The organism is Acinetobacter terrestris (genome assembly GCF_004331155.1).
Lineage (GTDB): Bacteria > Pseudomonadota > Gammaproteobacteria > Pseudomonadales > Moraxellaceae > Acinetobacter > Acinetobacter terrestris.
In genome coordinates, this window is record NZ_SJNZ01000040.1 from 1 (window position 1) to 15,696 (window position 15,696).

At 39.3% G+C, this 15,696-nt stretch carries 14 protein-coding genes; 7 read left to right on the plus strand and 7 right to left on the minus strand.

Annotation, left to right across the window (positions count from 1 at the left end):
• Positions 1–272 precede the first annotated feature (272 nt).
• Complete coding sequence (locus E0H81_RS15185; protein ID WP_131320087.1) at positions 273–638, plus strand: hypothetical protein; 366 nt, start codon at positions 273–275, stop codon at positions 636–638.
• Between the two features lie 338 nt (positions 639–976).
• Here E0H81_RS15185 and E0H81_RS15190 read toward each other — a convergent pair whose 3' ends face one another.
• Positions 977–2,911 carry an ATP-binding cassette domain-containing protein gene (locus E0H81_RS15190; protein WP_131320089.1) on the minus strand — a complete coding sequence of 645 codons (1,935 nt, stop codon included), beginning with the start codon at positions 2,909–2,911 and terminating at the stop codon, positions 977–979.
• 237 nt (positions 2,912–3,148) lie between these two features.
• On the opposite strand from E0H81_RS15190, the gene E0H81_RS15195 reads away from it, so the two are divergent.
• The 4 genes from E0H81_RS15195 to erpA all read left to right on the plus strand — a co-directional run bounded on the left by E0H81_RS15195 (position 3,149) and on the right by erpA (position 7,098).
• Complete coding sequence (locus E0H81_RS15195; protein ID WP_131320091.1) at positions 3,149–4,156, plus strand: putative solute-binding protein; 1,008 nt, start codon at positions 3,149–3,151, stop codon at positions 4,154–4,156.
• A 233-nt stretch (positions 4,157–4,389) separates the two neighbouring features.
• Entirely contained in the window at positions 4,390–5,400 is a 1,011-nt protein-coding gene (locus E0H81_RS15200; RefSeq protein ID WP_131269274.1) for a putative solute-binding protein, read from the plus strand.
• Positions 5,401–5,635: 235 nt separating this feature from the next.
• Positions 5,636–6,646 carry a putative solute-binding protein gene (locus E0H81_RS15205; protein ID WP_131320105.1) on the plus strand — a complete coding sequence of 337 codons (1,011 nt, stop codon included), beginning with the start codon at positions 5,636–5,638 and terminating at the stop codon, positions 6,644–6,646.
• A 116-nt stretch (positions 6,647–6,762) separates the two neighbouring features.
• Positions 6,763–7,098 (plus strand): iron-sulfur cluster insertion protein ErpA, encoded by a 336-nt coding sequence (gene erpA / locus E0H81_RS15210; protein ID WP_067723871.1) that lies wholly within the window; start codon positions 6,763–6,765, stop codon positions 7,096–7,098.
• A gap of 84 nt (positions 7,099–7,182) precedes the next feature.
• Here erpA and E0H81_RS15215 read toward each other — a convergent pair whose 3' ends face one another.
• From E0H81_RS15215 to E0H81_RS15235, 5 genes are all read right to left on the minus strand, one after another.
• Complete coding sequence (locus E0H81_RS15215; RefSeq protein WP_131320093.1) at positions 7,183–7,560, minus strand: hypothetical protein; 378 nt, start codon at positions 7,558–7,560, stop codon at positions 7,183–7,185.
• A gap of 119 nt (positions 7,561–7,679) precedes the next feature.
• Positions 7,680–8,585, minus strand: coding sequence for a matrixin family metalloprotease (locus E0H81_RS15220; protein WP_131320095.1), 906 nt, complete (start codon positions 8,583–8,585; stop codon positions 7,680–7,682).
• Positions 8,586–8,716: 131 nt separating this feature from the next.
• Positions 8,717–10,660 (minus strand): molecular chaperone DnaK, encoded by a 1,944-nt coding sequence (gene dnaK, locus E0H81_RS15225; protein WP_131269270.1) that lies wholly within the window; start codon positions 10,658–10,660, stop codon positions 8,717–8,719.
• Positions 10,661–10,782: 122 nt separating this feature from the next.
• Positions 10,783–11,331: a nucleotide exchange factor GrpE gene (grpE, locus tag E0H81_RS15230; RefSeq protein WP_131320107.1), complete on the minus strand. Its 549-nt coding sequence runs from the start codon at positions 11,329–11,331 to the stop codon at positions 10,783–10,785.
• Positions 11,332–12,093: 762 nt separating this feature from the next.
• Complete coding sequence (locus E0H81_RS15235; protein WP_131320097.1) at positions 12,094–12,618, minus strand: hypothetical protein; 525 nt, start codon at positions 12,616–12,618, stop codon at positions 12,094–12,096.
• Between the two features lie 202 nt (positions 12,619–12,820).
• Between E0H81_RS15235 and E0H81_RS15240 the strand changes: the two genes are divergently transcribed.
• Positions 12,821–13,891: an alpha/beta hydrolase gene (locus E0H81_RS15240; protein ID WP_131320099.1), complete on the plus strand. Its 1,071-nt coding sequence runs from the start codon at positions 12,821–12,823 to the stop codon at positions 13,889–13,891.
• Positions 13,892–13,946: 55 nt separating this feature from the next.
• Here E0H81_RS15240 and E0H81_RS15245 read toward each other — a convergent pair whose 3' ends face one another.
• Positions 13,947–14,615 carry an acetoacetate decarboxylase family protein gene (locus tag E0H81_RS15245; RefSeq protein WP_131320101.1) on the minus strand — a complete coding sequence of 223 codons (669 nt, stop codon included), beginning with the start codon at positions 14,613–14,615 and terminating at the stop codon, positions 13,947–13,949.
• Positions 14,616–14,717: 102 nt separating this feature from the next.
• Between E0H81_RS15245 and E0H81_RS15250 the strand changes: the two genes are divergently transcribed.
• Positions 14,718–15,287 carry a peptidylprolyl isomerase gene (locus E0H81_RS15250; RefSeq protein ID WP_131320103.1) on the plus strand — a complete coding sequence of 190 codons (570 nt, stop codon included), beginning with the start codon at positions 14,718–14,720 and terminating at the stop codon, positions 15,285–15,287.
• The last annotated feature ends 409 nt before the right edge of the window (positions 15,288–15,696 follow it).

Genomic DNA, 15,696 nt, shown 5'->3' on the forward strand with positions numbered 1-15,696 from the left:
TCAGAATAATTCAAGTGAATTTATTTGAAATAAAAACCTTAAAAGCGTTATTTTCACCCGATAAAGTCCCCATCAAACAAGAGAAGCTTAAATGAGCTTCCTCTTGTAAAAATTGTGGGACAGCAGTGCCCTTCGGGGTGCTTTTTTTATGCTATTTTTATTTAAATACGATTAACTTTTAGCCATCTTTGTTTTATAAAAATGACTTATTCCTCTGTCATGATGAATCCTGCACACAGGACATCATCATGCAATATTACGAGGTTAGTAGCATGGATAATCAACTGGAACAGATCCGGGATATTTGGAGCAATGCATTTTTTACCGGTAATTTTGAGGCGCTGGCTCAGTATGAACATGAACAATTTAAGGTGGTTTATGAGCAGGAAGGTCAGGTTGAAGGCAATTTTACCCGCTATGAGCGCATCGCACACGCGGTTAAAAATGACGTATGGAAATCGCAAAAGCCCAACATTGAATTTGAAGAGTTTGAGTTTGATCGAGATTTGAAGCGTTGTAAGGTTTTAATTGGTTTAGAAGATCAGAGAAAAATTCAAGAATTATGGATCAATGAGGGCGCTTGGAAAATTATCGAACTCAGGTTTTTAAAACGCAAAAAGTCAAAGCAAGATGAATAAAAAGTCTTATTTTGTATTGAAAATAGGGATGTGGATAAGTTTAGCTTTTATTGAATAAGCATGTGAAAATTAATTTATCCACAGTCTTGATAAATATTTTATTTAAATTCAAAGTTGGTCTTGGATGTATTGTGGATAAGTTTTTTAAATTTAAAACTCTGGTTTGAATTTAAAGTTAATAGATGATAATTTTTAAATTTAAACACACTGACATCTTGAGTGATATTGCGATAAAAGTGTTGTGTAGAAAAATTAAAAAATCGCAGGACAGGTTTGAAATTGTACTGCGATCATAAAATAAGCATCACTTTAGTTTTGCTTAAGAGTGGTAAATTGGCTTATTCGAAAGCACCTTCCAGCTCTTCCAACTCCATCATGAGCTCCAACATTTTTTCTTCGGCTTCAGCTAATTTTACTTTTAACTCGGTTTGTTCGTTCATCAGTTTCAACAAATCATCTTTACGATTTGCTTCATACAATGCGCTATCGCCAAGTAAGGTTTCGATTTCACTCAAACGCGGCTGCACTTTGGCAATCTGCGCTTCAATTTTTTCAATATTCTTGCGAACAGGACGGCTGAGTTCACGACGACGAGCAGCTTCTTTACGTTGTGCCTCTTTGTCCAGTTTGGAAATCGTGGGTTTAACTTCCACTTGAGATTTCACAGGTGCAGCCGGTTGTTGACCTGACTTCATCATCTCGATCCGGGCTTGGCGTAACCAGTCTGCATAGGCAGTCAAATCACCGTCAAACTCACGGCTTTGACCACCATGAACCAAGATCAACTCATCACACACACTGGCAATCAGTTGACGTTCATGCGATACCAGAACCACAGCACCCTCAAAATCTTGCAATGCCATGGTTAATGCATGACGCATATCCAAGTCTAAATGGTTGGTCGGTTCATCCAGAATCAGCACATTTGGACGTTGCCATACAATCAGTGCCAGTGCTAAACGGGCACGTTCACCCCCTGAGAAACTTTCACTTGGGGTATCCATGCGTTCGCCACTAAAACCGAAACTCCCGAGGAAAGAACGCAAGCTTGCTTCACTGATTTTTTTATCGGCAATCCGAGATAATTGCAGCATTGGACTGGCATTACCATCCAAAGCATCCATTTGATGCTGAGCAAAGTAGCCAATATTGAGCAGTTCAGAGTCTTTACGGGTACCTTGCAGCAGTTGTAAATCACCGACTAGTGATTTAATCAGGGTGGATTTACCAGCACCATTCATCCCCAGCAAACCAATACGACTGGTGGGGGTGATTTGTAAACTGACATTGGTCACAATCAGTTTGTCACCATAACCAATATCTGCATGTTCAAGTTCAAGCAGTGGCGAACTCATTTTGGTCGGTTCACGGAATGAGAAGGTAAAGGGTGTATCGACATGCGCAGCAGACAACTCTTGCATACGTTCAAGTTGTTTAATCCGGCTTTGCGCTTGTTTGGCTTTGGTCGCTTGTGCTTTAAAACGGTCGATATATTTCTGCAAATGCGCGCGTGTTTCTAATTGCTTTTCATAAGCTTGTTGTTGCTGAGACAAACGTTCACTACGGGTACGTTCAAAGGTTGAATAGTTGCCCGTGTAAAGAATCAGTTCTTGATTTTCAATATGTAAAATATGATCGGTAATTGCATCCAGGAAATCACGGTCATGCGAAATCAGAATTAATGTGCCTTCATAGGCTTTCAACCAGTCTTCTAGCCATAAAATGGCATCTAAATCTAAATGGTTGGTCGGTTCATCAAGTAACAACAGGTCTGAACGGCTCATCAAGGTACGCGCAAGATTCAGACGCATACGCCAACCCCCGGAGAAACTTGAAACATCCAGTTGTGACTGATGTTCAAAGAAACCTAAACCTGCCATCAATTGCGATGCTTTAGACGGTGCAGAATAGCCATTAATTTCGTCAAAACGACCGTATAAATGTGCAAGTTCATCATCGCTTAAGCTTTCTGGGTGATCTAATTTATTTTGAATTTCCCAAAATTCTTCATCGCCAGACAAAACGAAATCAATCGCTTTCATATCTAAAGCTTTGATTTCCTGTGCCATATGCGCAACAGTCCAAACCGCAGGGCGAGTTAAAGAACCCCCATCCGATTCCATACCACCGAGCAGTGCAGAAAATAGCGTGGATTTTCCTGCGCCATTTACACCAGTTAAACCAATTTTCCAGCCTGGATGGAGTTGCATGGATGCTTTTTGAAATAAAACACGTCCACTGCGACGTATAGAAAGTTGATCTAACTGAATCATTAAAATATCTAAATAACAAGAATAGTGCGCGTATTCTAAAGGAAGTGACCGAGAAAAGAAAAAGACTAGAAGGTTATTATGTGGATAAATGGCAGTTTTAAGTAAATAAATAAAAGTGTGACAATTTGTGCAAAAAAAAGCCTTTTATCAGAAATAGAATGAATTCCCTATTTTTACCGTTAAAACAACACTATAGTTATTTTATAAGGGAATATATAAAAAAAATTAGGCATAAGCATGAAAAAAAGGATTTTGATTTTATCTACTGGACTATTACTCAGTTTTTCAAGTGTGGCACAGGCAAAACAAAATATATGTGTTTTTGACTTGTTGGGTAAAGCGGGTGAATCTTATAAATTGATCGAAGAATGGTCCTTGGCCAGTAAGCAATGGGATGGGGAGGTCAATCTGATCTCTTATCAAGATGAAGCCAAAGTTGAACAGGATTTTAAATCGGGTCAATGTGACGCTTTTTATATGACCTCAATGCGTGCACGTGCCTACAATAAATTTGCTGGCTCGATTGATGCGATTGGCGGCATACCGAGTAATGATATAGCGCAAAAAGCCATTAGCTATGTACTTGATAAACGTAATGAAAAACGCCTGATCAATACCATGGGTAAAGAAACCTTTGAAGTAGCCGGTATTGGGCAAATTGGCTCGGCTTATATTTTTGTCCGTGATCGCTCAATCAATTCTATAGCCCGTGCAGAAGGTAAAAAGTTCGCTGTATTACATTATGATTATGCTCAAAAAATTATGGTTACGCGTGTTGGCGCTGTTCCGGTAATGTCCGAGATCTCAAATTTCATCAAAAAATTTAATCAAGCTGAAGTTGAAATTGTTGCTGCACCCGCTTATGCTTTTAAACCACTTGAAATTTATAAAGGTTTAGGTACGCAAGGCGCGATGATTAATTTTCCCGTGGTCAATGTCACCGCCGATTTGATTATACGTAAAAATAAATTTCCTGAAGGGTTTGGCATGCAATCGCGGAGTTGGTTCGTAAAACAATTGCCGAAAAGTTTTGCCATGGTCAAACGTATGGAAGCTGAGATTCCGGCAAAATACCGCATGAACTTAAGCAAAGAAGACCACGTAAAATATCAAAAAATTCTGCGTGAAGGACGAATTGATTTAACCAAACAGGGAATTTATGAGCCAGCCATGATGACTGTATTGAAAAAAGCCCGTTGTACTGTAGAGCGAACCAATTTTGAGTGTTCTTTGAGTGGTGAATAACGACTGTGTTGTGTAGTAATTTGTAAAATATTTAAGCTTTTCTAAGTTATAGCTAAAAGTATTTTTAGCTAACTTTATGATTTTATTATTAACTTAAAAAAATATAAATCAACTGACATATAAGTCGGAAATAAATGGAGTAAATACTCTATTTTTTTTAAATAAACTTGCATAATATTTATGCCATGAATGGACACTCATCAAACAACAAGATTCTGAAAAGGACCATGACAATGAAAAAAACGATTCTGGCATTAGCCGCATTTTCTGCTATTGGTTGTGCGGCAACAGCACATGCAGCAAAGGTGGATGTTTGTGTGTTTGATTTACTGGGTAAATCTGGTGAGTCTTATCAAATGGCGCAGGAATGGGCGCTGGCTGCCAAAGGGTGGGGTGCTGATATTAATCTAATCCCACGTCAAGACGAAGCTGTTGCCGATAATGATTTTAAAGCAGGCAAATGCGATGGCGTTTTTATGACGGCGATGCGTGCACGTCAATACAATAAATTTGTCGGTTCTATTGATGCTTTAGGTGGTGCACCCAGCAATGCCATTGCCCAACGTGCGATTACATTTGCACTCGATAAACGTAATGCACCGAAAATGGTGAGCAATTTAAGCGGGAAAAAATATGAAGTTGCCGGTATTGCGCCTTTAGGTTCAGCTTTTATTTTTGTACGTGACAAGAGCATTAATTCGATTGAAAAAGCCGCAGGCAAAAAATTTGCAGTATTAGGTTATGACGATGCGCAAAAAATTATGGTGCAACGTGTAGGGGCACAAGCTGTGATCTCGGATGTATCAAACTTTGTGGCGAAATTCAATAATGGTCAGGTGGATATGGTGGGTGCGCCTGCTTATGCCTACAAACCTTTGGAAATCTATAAAGGTTTAGGTACAAATGGTGCCATGTTCAATTTCCCTGTCCTTCAAGTAACCTCAGATTTTGTGATTCGTCCTGATCAGTTCCCAGCAGGCTTTGGACAAAAATCGCGTGACTGGTTCGTGAAACACTTGCCAAAAAGTTTTGCGATGATTAATCGTCTTGAAGCCAGTATTCCAGCTAAATTTAAAATGAATCTGTCTGCAGAAGATAAAACCAAATATCAAAAAATGTTACGTGATGGCCGTATGGATATGACCAAACGTGGAGTTTATGATGCCAGCATGATGTCGGTATTGAAAAAAGCCCGCTGTTCTGTCGATAAGGCGAATTTTGAATGTTCACTTGGTGGTGAATAACTTTGATTTTAAAGAAGAAAGCCTAGATTAACTCTAGGCTTTTTTGTCGAGTGGAATATGTCATTTTTGCCATTGTCGTGAGTAAAAAAAGGCGTAATCTTAAAAAATAATGATATAAAATTTTTATCATAAAAATGAAAATAGGTATAGCAAGCTTGTTGTTCGCAATGAATAAAAACTCAAAAAGATTCAGTCTTCGACTGAATAAAAACAAAGACACAAGGAAAAAGTCATGATGCAATGGTCTAAAACGCTGCTACTGGGTGCAAGTCTATGTGCTGTAACCGGGATTAGCCAGGCAAAACAAGTGATGTGCGTATTCGATTTGGTCGGTAAAAGTGGTGATGTGTTTAGCCTGATGAAAGATTATCAACTGGCAGCCAAAAATTGGGGTGCAGATATTGAATTACGCGTCAATACCAATGAAGCGGTAGTTGCTGAGGACTTTAAGGCTGGTAAATGTGACGGTATTAGCGTGACGGGTATGCGCGGTCGTCAGTTTAATTTATTTACTGGTTCTTTAGATGCAATTGGTGCTATTACGAATTTGAATCTGGCAGTGAAAGTGATGCAGGGTTTAGCAAGCTCTAAATTTGCACCGCAAATGGTGCAAGGTAAATATGAAATTGCCGGTGTTATTCCAATTGGTGATGCTTACTTGCTTGTGAATGACCGAAAAATTAATACCGTAGCTAAAGCGGCGGGTAAAAAAATTGCCGTTTTAAGCTATGATGAAGCACAGAAAATTATGGTGCAGCAAGTTGGGGCGCAAGCGGTAAGCGCTGAGATCACAAACTTTGCCAGCATGTTTAATAATGGTCAGGTCGATATTATTGGCGCACCCGCAGCAGCGTTTAAACCGTTAGAGCTACATAAAGGTTTAGGTAATAAAGGCGCGATTGTGAATTATCCAATTTTACAAGTGACCGGTAATATTATTATTCGTCCAGAAAAATTCCCCGCAGGATTTGGTCAAAAATCTCGAGAATGGATAAAAGGCGAATTACCACGTGCCTTCAATATCTTAGGTAAAATGAGAGCGGACATTCCAAGTAAATATTGGATGGATGTACCCGCAGTAGATAAACCGGGCTATCAAAAAATGATGCGTGATGCGCGTGTTGATTTAACTAAACGTGGGATTTATGACAAACGCATGATGAAATTATTGTGGCAATTCCGTTGTAAGAATGATCCGAAAAACTTCGAATGTGCCTTGCAAGATGAGAACTACAAACAATCTTGATAAAAATACTCAGATTTGACTTTAAATCTGCAAAGACTGACCATATATTGGGTATGCTATACTTGAAATATGGTCTTTATCTTTTAAAGACAACTGAATTGAACAGAGGATCCAACATGAATGCCCAAGCTCTTGTGCTGACTGACAATGCTGCAAATAAAGTACGCCAATTGCGTGATAGTGAAGGCAACCAAGAATTAATGTTACGCGTTTATGTTACAGGTGGCGGTTGTTCTGGTTTCTCTTATGGCTTTAACTTCGCTGAAAGCATGAATGAAGATGATGCTGAGTTTGTCAATGGCGACGTAAAAATGCTGGTTGATTCTTTAAGCTATCAATATCTTGTCGGTTCAGAAGTCGATTATATTGAAGGCTTGGAAGGTTCACGTTTTGTGGTTCAAAACCCAAATGCAACAACAACCTGTGGTTGTGGTTCATCTTTCTCTCTTTAATAAAAAACTAAAAAAGTCCTCCTTGTTTGGAGGGCTTTTTTATGAAAAATAGAATTTATTATTCTGTGAGAACATCATTAAAAATTATGCTTCTAATTTAGCGGCTTCTAAAATATCAAAAATAACAGTTGTCACATCTTGGCTTAAATCACGATTGTTAAAAATTTCATGCGCCGTAATGGTGACATCTGTATCGCTTGGAAGTAAGCGTTGTTCTTCTTCAATCAAATGCTGAATAGGTAGTAAAGTCTGTTTTATTTCTAAATGCAGAATATCCTTGAACTCAATATTTTCATCTTCCAGTTCGATCAGCTGTTCGTTTAAAAATGGCAATAAAATAGAATGCAGGTAAGGCTGAATTTCAATAATATCAAAGATTTCAATCTCACGTGTTTGCTCAATTGTACTTATGTGATCATTCATTTCAATCAGAATATGGTAGTAACTCACACGCGTCTCCAGAGATTTATATTGTCATTTCTTCCCATCACAATAACATGAAATGAACCTGATTTCCGTTCTATTGCCCTGCATAGACGTATAAAAAGTAAGGGATTTTTGCATTGTATCTCGGTCGTGGCTTAACGTGTCTGCAACAGGGCTAAATCTGCTGCCGATAACCTGAAATTTTGCATCTGCTGATCTTTCAGAAGCGGGTACATCAGCGCTTGAGGATCGTGATTGTGTTCTAAGCCCAAGGCATGTCCTAACTCATGGGCAATGGTTAGACGTAAATCATCCATCGTATCAAATTGATAAATTTCAATGCGCTTTCCATTGTAGATGCCTTTGTGAAATTCGCGTGCCGGGAAGCGTTGATTGAGATGATTCACATTGATATTGTAGGAATTAATATTCTGGTTATGCTGCTCGACTTGTTGATTATATTGGTTATTTTGATCTTTAAGCTCAGCAATGTCATGGTCTAATTGTTGTGCTTGGGCTTTCAATTGCTGATATTGCTGTTCAATACGTTGTTGATTTGGACCATTTTCAATACGCATCCAACTCATGCGTTGCTGATTGAGTTGTTCAGCATCCTTGGATAATTGATATCGCTGGGCTTGCAGTTGTTGATGGCGCTGTTCTAGGTAGTTATAGCGATTGTCTAAATTCTCTGAAACCCATTGATTTACATTTTGAGCCGTCTGCAAAAGTTGTTGGCTGGTTTTATAGGCTTTATGGTCTGCTTGGCGTTGGTCATAGATCAAATTAATCGTTAATTTTGCATTGGGGTCATAAACCAAAAGCGGTTTTTCTGAGCCTTGCTGCCAAATGCCGATGGCATCTTTACAGAGCTGAATCAGTTCTGCTTGGCTCATGCCAAATCGTGGATCGACATCGCCTAAGCGAAATCGCACACTTGAATCGAAAGGATGAAGTATTTTATCTGTGACCGTGCGATGGTCTCGCTTGTTATCGTGTTGCGATGGAAAGAATAACCAAATGAACAATAATGCCCCGAGGGCAAAGAAGAGAGCACGCATAACCGTTTTAAATCATTATTTTTAAATTAATGTAGCTGAAAGCTTAATCTAATCCTATCTTTTTAAACATAAAAAAACCGCGCTTTCGCGCGGTCTTTTTTAACTCTGTCGAGTCAAATTAAAGCAACAAATTATTTTTTGTCATCTTTAACTTCAGTGAACTCAGCATCTACAACGCCGTCGTCCGCTTTTTGAGATTGACCAGCATCACCACCAAACGCGCTTGGATCAAAACCTTCAGCACCACCTTGAGCGCCTTGCGCAGCTTCATAAGCACGTTGGCTAATCGGCATGATGATGTTTTGAAGTGCTTCAGTTTTCGCTTTGATTTCTTCAACGTCATTTTCTTTGGTAGAAGCTTCAAGCTCAGAAACCGCAGTTTCGATTGCAGTTTTTTCATCTGCAGTCACTTGTTCACCAAGATCTTTAACCGCTTTTTGTGAAGATGAAACTAAAGCATCAGCTTCGTTACGTGCTTTCGCCAATTCTTCAAATTTGCGATCTTCTTCAGCATTCGCTTCAGCATCTTTGATCATTGCTTCGATTTCAGCATCAGACAAACCAGAGTTTGCTTTGATTTGAATCGTTTGTTCTTTACCTGTGCTCTTGTCTTTCGCAGACACTTTCAAGATACCATCAGCATTGATGTCGAAAGATACTTCAATTTGCGGTACGCCACGTGGAGCAGGTGGAATGTCGCCCAATTGGAAGTTACCAAGCAATTTGTTTTGCTGTGCCATTTTACGTTCACCTTGGAACACAGAAATGTCTACAGCCGGTTGGTTGTCAGCAGCTGTTGAGAACACTTGAGATTTCTTCGCAGGAATCGTGGTGTTTTTCTCGATGATTGCAGTTAACACGCCGCCCATAGTCTCAATACCCAGAGTCAATGGAGTTACGTCTAAAAGCAATACGTCAGTTTTGTCACCAGACAATACCGCACCTTGAATCGCAGCACCCATTGCTACAGCTTCGTCAGGGTTCACGTCTTTACGTGGCTCTTTACCGAAGAATTCTTGTACTTTTTGTTGTACAAGTGGCATACGAGACTGACCACCGACCAAAATTACGTCAGAGATGTCGCTTGTTGAAAGACCAGCATCTTTAAGCGCAATACGGCAAGGCTCAATGGTACGAGCAACAAGTTCCGCAACCAAACCTTCAAGTTTAGAGCGAGTTACGTTGATCACTAAGTGTTTAGGACCAGTCGCATCTGCAGTGATGTATGGAAGGTTAATTTCAGTTGCAGTTGAAGATGAAAGTTCGATCTTCGCTTTTTCAGCAGCTTCTTTCAAACGTTGTAACGCAAGCGGATCTTGTTTTAAGTTAAAGCCTTGTTCTTTCTTGAACTCTTCAACCAAGTATTCAATTAAAGCGTTATCGAAGTCTTCACCGCCAAGGAAGGTATCACCGTTGGTCGACAATACTTCAATTTGTTGGTCGCCATCTAGGTCAGCGATTTCAATGATTGATACGTCGAAAGTACCACCACCCAAGTCGTAAACCGCGATTTTACGGTCGCCTTCTTTTTTGTCCATACCAAACGCAAGCGCTGCAGCAGTTGGTTCGTTGATGATACGTTTAACATCAAGACCGGCAATTCGACCTGCATCTTTAGTTGCTTGACGTTGTGCATCATTGAAGTAAGCAGGAACAGTAATCACCGCTTCTGTAACAGTCTCACCCAAATAATCTTCTGCAGTTTTCTTCATCTTTTTCAAGATTTCAGCAGAAACTTGTTGTGGTGCCAATTTTTTATCGTTTACATCAACCCAAGCATCGCCATTGTCTGCTTGAATAATTTTGTAAGGGACAAGACCGATATCTTTTTGAACTGCTTGGTCTTTGTACTTGCGACCGATCAAACGTTTGATCGCGAATAGCGTGTTTTTAGGATTGGTTACCGCTTGACGTTTAGCAGATTGACCCACCAAAATTTCGCCATCTTTGTATGCAATAATCGATGGAGTTGTACGAGCGCCTTCAGCGTTGTCGATAACTTTAACTTTGTCGCCTTCAAGTACTGCTACGCAAGAGTTTGTAGTACCTAAATCAATACCAATGATTTTAGCCATTTGGATGCTTCCTCAAAATTATTTTTTGCAATGCTTTTGCTTGTTATCCGATATGAGAGCCATTCAAAATTTTTCAAGTTTATTTGATTAAAAAAAGTGAAAAACTCCCGAATTTCTTTACCTTATTGACCGACCAAGACCATTGCTGGACGAAGTAAACGGTTCGACAAGGTATAGCCTTTTTGCAATACAGTACCAATTTCCCCTGCTTTAGCATCAGGTGCGATACCGACTGCCTGATGCAAGTCTGCATTGAAACCGTTACTCATGTTCACTTCGACTACACCGAATTTTTCCAGTGTGGTGAGCAGTGATTTCAAAGTAAGTTGCACACCTTCAAGTAATGGAGATTCAATATCACCCGCAGCTTGAATGGCACGCTCTAAATTATCAACAGTGTCGAGTAATTCTTTAGCGAACTTTTCAATAACAATTTCTTTATGCTTTTCAGCATCACGTTGAATGCGTTCCACGCTTTTTTGCGCTTCATATACCGCATTGGCTGTACGTGCTTTTTCAAGTTTTAAACTTTCTTTCAAATTCGTGATTTGTGTTTGTAAATCTTCAACTGAAACTTCAGTTTGCTCCGTTTCAGCTTGAGTTTGTGCTGTTTGTTGATCAGCTTGCTCTTGCCCTAGATCTTGAGCTTGTTCGTTTTGCTCAGCCGCCATAGATTTACTCCGTTTAAATGGGTTCTTAAACATGTACAGTCCTTTTGGCTTCAGTGTTAACTGGGTTAATTCTGAACTGCCATGAGTGATAAAATTCATGATTAATACAAAGGTCGGGGCAGGCGATAAAAATTCAAGCGAGACAATCAATTAAATCTGTTTAATTTGATTAAAATTATTAAAAAAATCTGGTTTTTCCAGCGTTGAGCTTAAAAATGTTGGATTCTTCGTGGTCAATATTGAGCGAATGGACCAAACAACACAGCAGCTTATATAAAAGCTTGAGCATCTGTGAATGCAAGAATCAGTTTTATTGCTGACTTCATTTTGTATGGACTGTTTGTATGAAAGATAAAAGCAAGCAACGATAGAGACGAAAAGGAATCAGAAAATATAAACAAGATGAATGTGATGAGGGGGTATATCAGTCTTAGACTTAAAAACGATCAATATTCAATAAATTATATATTTCACAAAAACCTGCAGGCTGGTTATTATTTCATCCAGATTCTATCGCTGTAGTTTCTTCTTGGTATTTTTGAAATCTGTTTTCTAGGCTTACCCAACCTCTGGGTAAGCTTTTTTTTTGCCTAAAATAAACTAAGTCCTGATAAATCACGGATATCCTCTATTTGTTTAGCCCATTCTAGCTTTGCTGTTGAATAGCGATTAATCTTTGCAGCATGAAGTTTTGATGAGCATCAATTTTATAGCATAAAAAAATACCCTTTACTGGAAAGGTATTTAGCTAATAACAGGATTTTAATTATCGCGACGCTCTCGAACTCGTTTATCAGTATCGCGGCGATGATTATCCCAATGTCTTTCTTGAGATTTAGCCCGCTGTTGGGTTTTTTGACGATTTTGCTCATTCAGTTTCTTACGCTGTTGTGCTGAGCGTTGGCGTTCAAGTTCCCGCTTTTTTCGATCCAAATTGGATTGGTTATTTCGATTTTTTTCGGCAGCTCGCTTACGCTGTTCTAACTGATGCTGTTGTTCACGTTTTTTACGCTCCCAATCCGACTGCTTCTGACGGTTTTGTTCCCATTGGCGACGTTCTAATTCACGTTTTTTACGTTCCAATTCCAAGCGGTTTTGACGCTGCTGATATTCCCAACGCTGACGATCCCGCTCTCGGTCATAACGGTTGTCATAGTCCCGATCATAACGACGGTCATAGTGGTTGTCATAACCACCGTTGTAATAGCCGCCATCTTCTGGAAATGCCACACAACCTACGGCTAAAAATGTGGTCATTAAAAAGAGTATAATCAGTTTTTTAGTCATGGCTTACATCCTTCTTCTTTTAAGGAGTAGCAAAACACTCCGAAATATACATGGAAATTGTCAATGACAAGGTATAAAAAGAAGATTAGCGTATGAATGTTTTTACTGTGTATACAGATGATTAGAGTTGTATAAGATTATGGTCACTTATCGGCTGATCATGTAGAAAATGTGAAGAATATAATAAAAGGAAGGGATACTTATGGTTGCTTTTAATCGAACGCTACAGACAATGATAGAAAAAGGGCAAGGCACGGCAGCACGTACCTTGGATCGGTTGCCGGCTTTTGCGCAAAAGTCTTTAGTTAAAATTTTAAGATATCCGCACCAGTATCCTGAACTTGATCCTTTAATCCAATGCATGATGGCTACCCAGTTAAGACAGGGCAATAGTGGTTTCATCGGTGCAGATGTTGTCCGTGCGCGTAAAAACTTTGATCTACAAATGCAGTCGATTAAGACTAAACCGACAGCGGTAAAGCGAGTCGAAGATTTACGATTACCTTTACATAGTGGCACCATCTTCGCGCGACATTATCATCCTGCACCCAGTAAAAAACTTCCGATGGTGGTGTTTTATCATGGCGGTGGTTTTGTGGTGGGAAGCCTCGACTCGCATGATGAGGTGTGCCGTTTACTTGCAGTGCATGCAAAGGTTCAGGTGATGAGCATCGACTATCCTTTAGCACCAGAAACCAGCCCGATAAAGCTGATCCAAAGCTGTGAAGATGCACTGGCATGGGTATATCAAAACAGAAAACAGCTTAAAATCTTAAAAAACAGAATCTCGGTGGCCGGGGATAGTGCAGGCGGCAATATTAGTGCGGTGGTTGCCCAGCGTAGTGTCAACAAAGTTCATGCACCGCAAGCGCAATTGCTGCTCTATCCTGCATTAGATTTTAAAAGTCGTCACCCATCGTTTCATGCGTATAAAGAAGGTTTGGTGCTCACCGGTACGGATGTCGATTTTGTAACGCAATATTATGCAGAAACGCATCAAGTTGAATTGGATGACCCGATTATTTCCCCGACCTATGGCCAGCATGACAAATTACCTCCTGCATTTGTGATTACCGCAGGGCATGACGTGTTGCATGATGAAGGTGAGATTTATGCTTATAAGTTACGTCATCGGGGCGTGAAAGTGCATTATCAGGAATACACTGATCAATCCCATGGTTTTGTCAATCTCACTCCCATTTCTTCTCGGGCTAAACAGTACGTGATTGAAATCAGTAAAAACTACAGAAAGTTTTGGGATAAACACGCTTAAGCTTTTTTAATAAATTCGACTGTCTATATAGAAGGTGTTTCACGTGAAACACTTTTTATTTTTTCTCAATTTTGGCTGGGGGTAGCGTAAGTCTAAATTCGGGAACATAAAAGCTCTGTAAATATTTGGCTTGAGAAAAATCTGGAAAAATATCCAGGGTATTTTTCCACGAGGCCTGTTTAAGTTTAGCGAGCTTGCCACGAAACTGGGGACTGAATTGATAATGTAAACCTTGCCATATCTGATGAATGTTGAGCAGCCGTGCGGGTACATGATGGCTGTTAATATAAAAGTCTTGGCTGTGTTTATACTTCTGTAGGCACAAACTCATTTCTTGTTGAGCAAATGAAATGTTGCAATACACCACATCATCTTTGATTAACCATTCAAATTGAGCCAATTGTTTTGGAATTCCCCAAAAATGTTGACCATGAACCACAGAGGTATCAGTAGATACATAAATTTTAGGAATTGAAGACAAACGTCTTTTACTCATTAAAGGATGATCTAAAATCAGAAGCTCATCATAAGGGCCCACTGGGGATTCATCATAACGAACCAACATTATCTGGATCACTCGACCGATTGGAGAGGGAGCAAGGTGGAAAGCTTGATTAGATTTAATAAAATTTGGAGTTAACCAGTAATTCAAAATAAAAGCATCACCATGTAAATGCCAAGGTGGGTGGTGATGAAAAGTGGTCGTGCTTAATTCTTCACTCATTGTCATTCTCGTTTTATCTCAAAAAGAGATGCTGTTTTATTTATAGTGAACGATTAATATATAGACATTCACAATTACAACTTGAAGTAGAAGAGTAAAGAAATGTTAAAACAAAGCTTATTCGCTGTCGGGGCTGCTTTTATTAGTTTGCAAACGATGGCTGCAAACTCGATTGTAGAAATGAAAACATCCATGGGAAATATTGAAATAGAGCTCTTTAACGATAAAGCACCTATTTCAGCGAAAAATTTTGAAAGCTATATAAAGGATAACTTTTATAACGGCACCATTTTTCATCGCGTGATTCCTGGCTTCATGATTCAGGGTGGGGGAATGGATGCCAACATGGTGGAGAAGCAAACCAAAGCTCCCATTCAAAATGAATCGTATAACGGTTTGAAAAATACCCGTGGCACTTTAGCGATGGCGCGTACCAATACGCCGAACTCTGCATCCAGCCAATTCTTTATTAATACGGTTGATAACGACTTTTTAAATAAAAGCCAGAGGAATGCAGGTTATGCCGTGTTTGGTAAAGTCATTAGAGGTATAGAGGTAGTGGATAAAATCACTAAAGTACCGACAGCGAATTTAGGTATGCATCAAAATGTACCGCAGCAAGCTGTAAAAATCGTCAGTGTGACGGTTAAAGCAGCAGCTGAGAAAAAGTAATCCAAATTAAAGCAGAAATTTTAAAATTAATATTTCTGCTTTAAAACAACAGTTTAAAATTTTTTTGTATAAAATTGACCCAATTTGGTGCATAAAAATAATACACTCGTTATTTTTGTCAGTTAAAAGCACTTGCGTGTGTGCGAAATTGCCCTATAATGAGCACATACCAACGAGATATGTTGAAACGAACGAAGCGCGAAGCGTTGAGTTGTTGAGATTATCTTGTTGTTACTTGTCTCTGACGAAGAGCAAGGTAGATCATTAAGAGATTATGAAGAACAACTTGTGTGGATTTTTACCGGTTGATTGATCGAAATTATTTTCATTGATTGATGGTAGAAATGACTCGAAGTTTATTTGAGAAATATTTGTCAGAAAATTGATGAGCCAAGATTGGTGCCCTTTA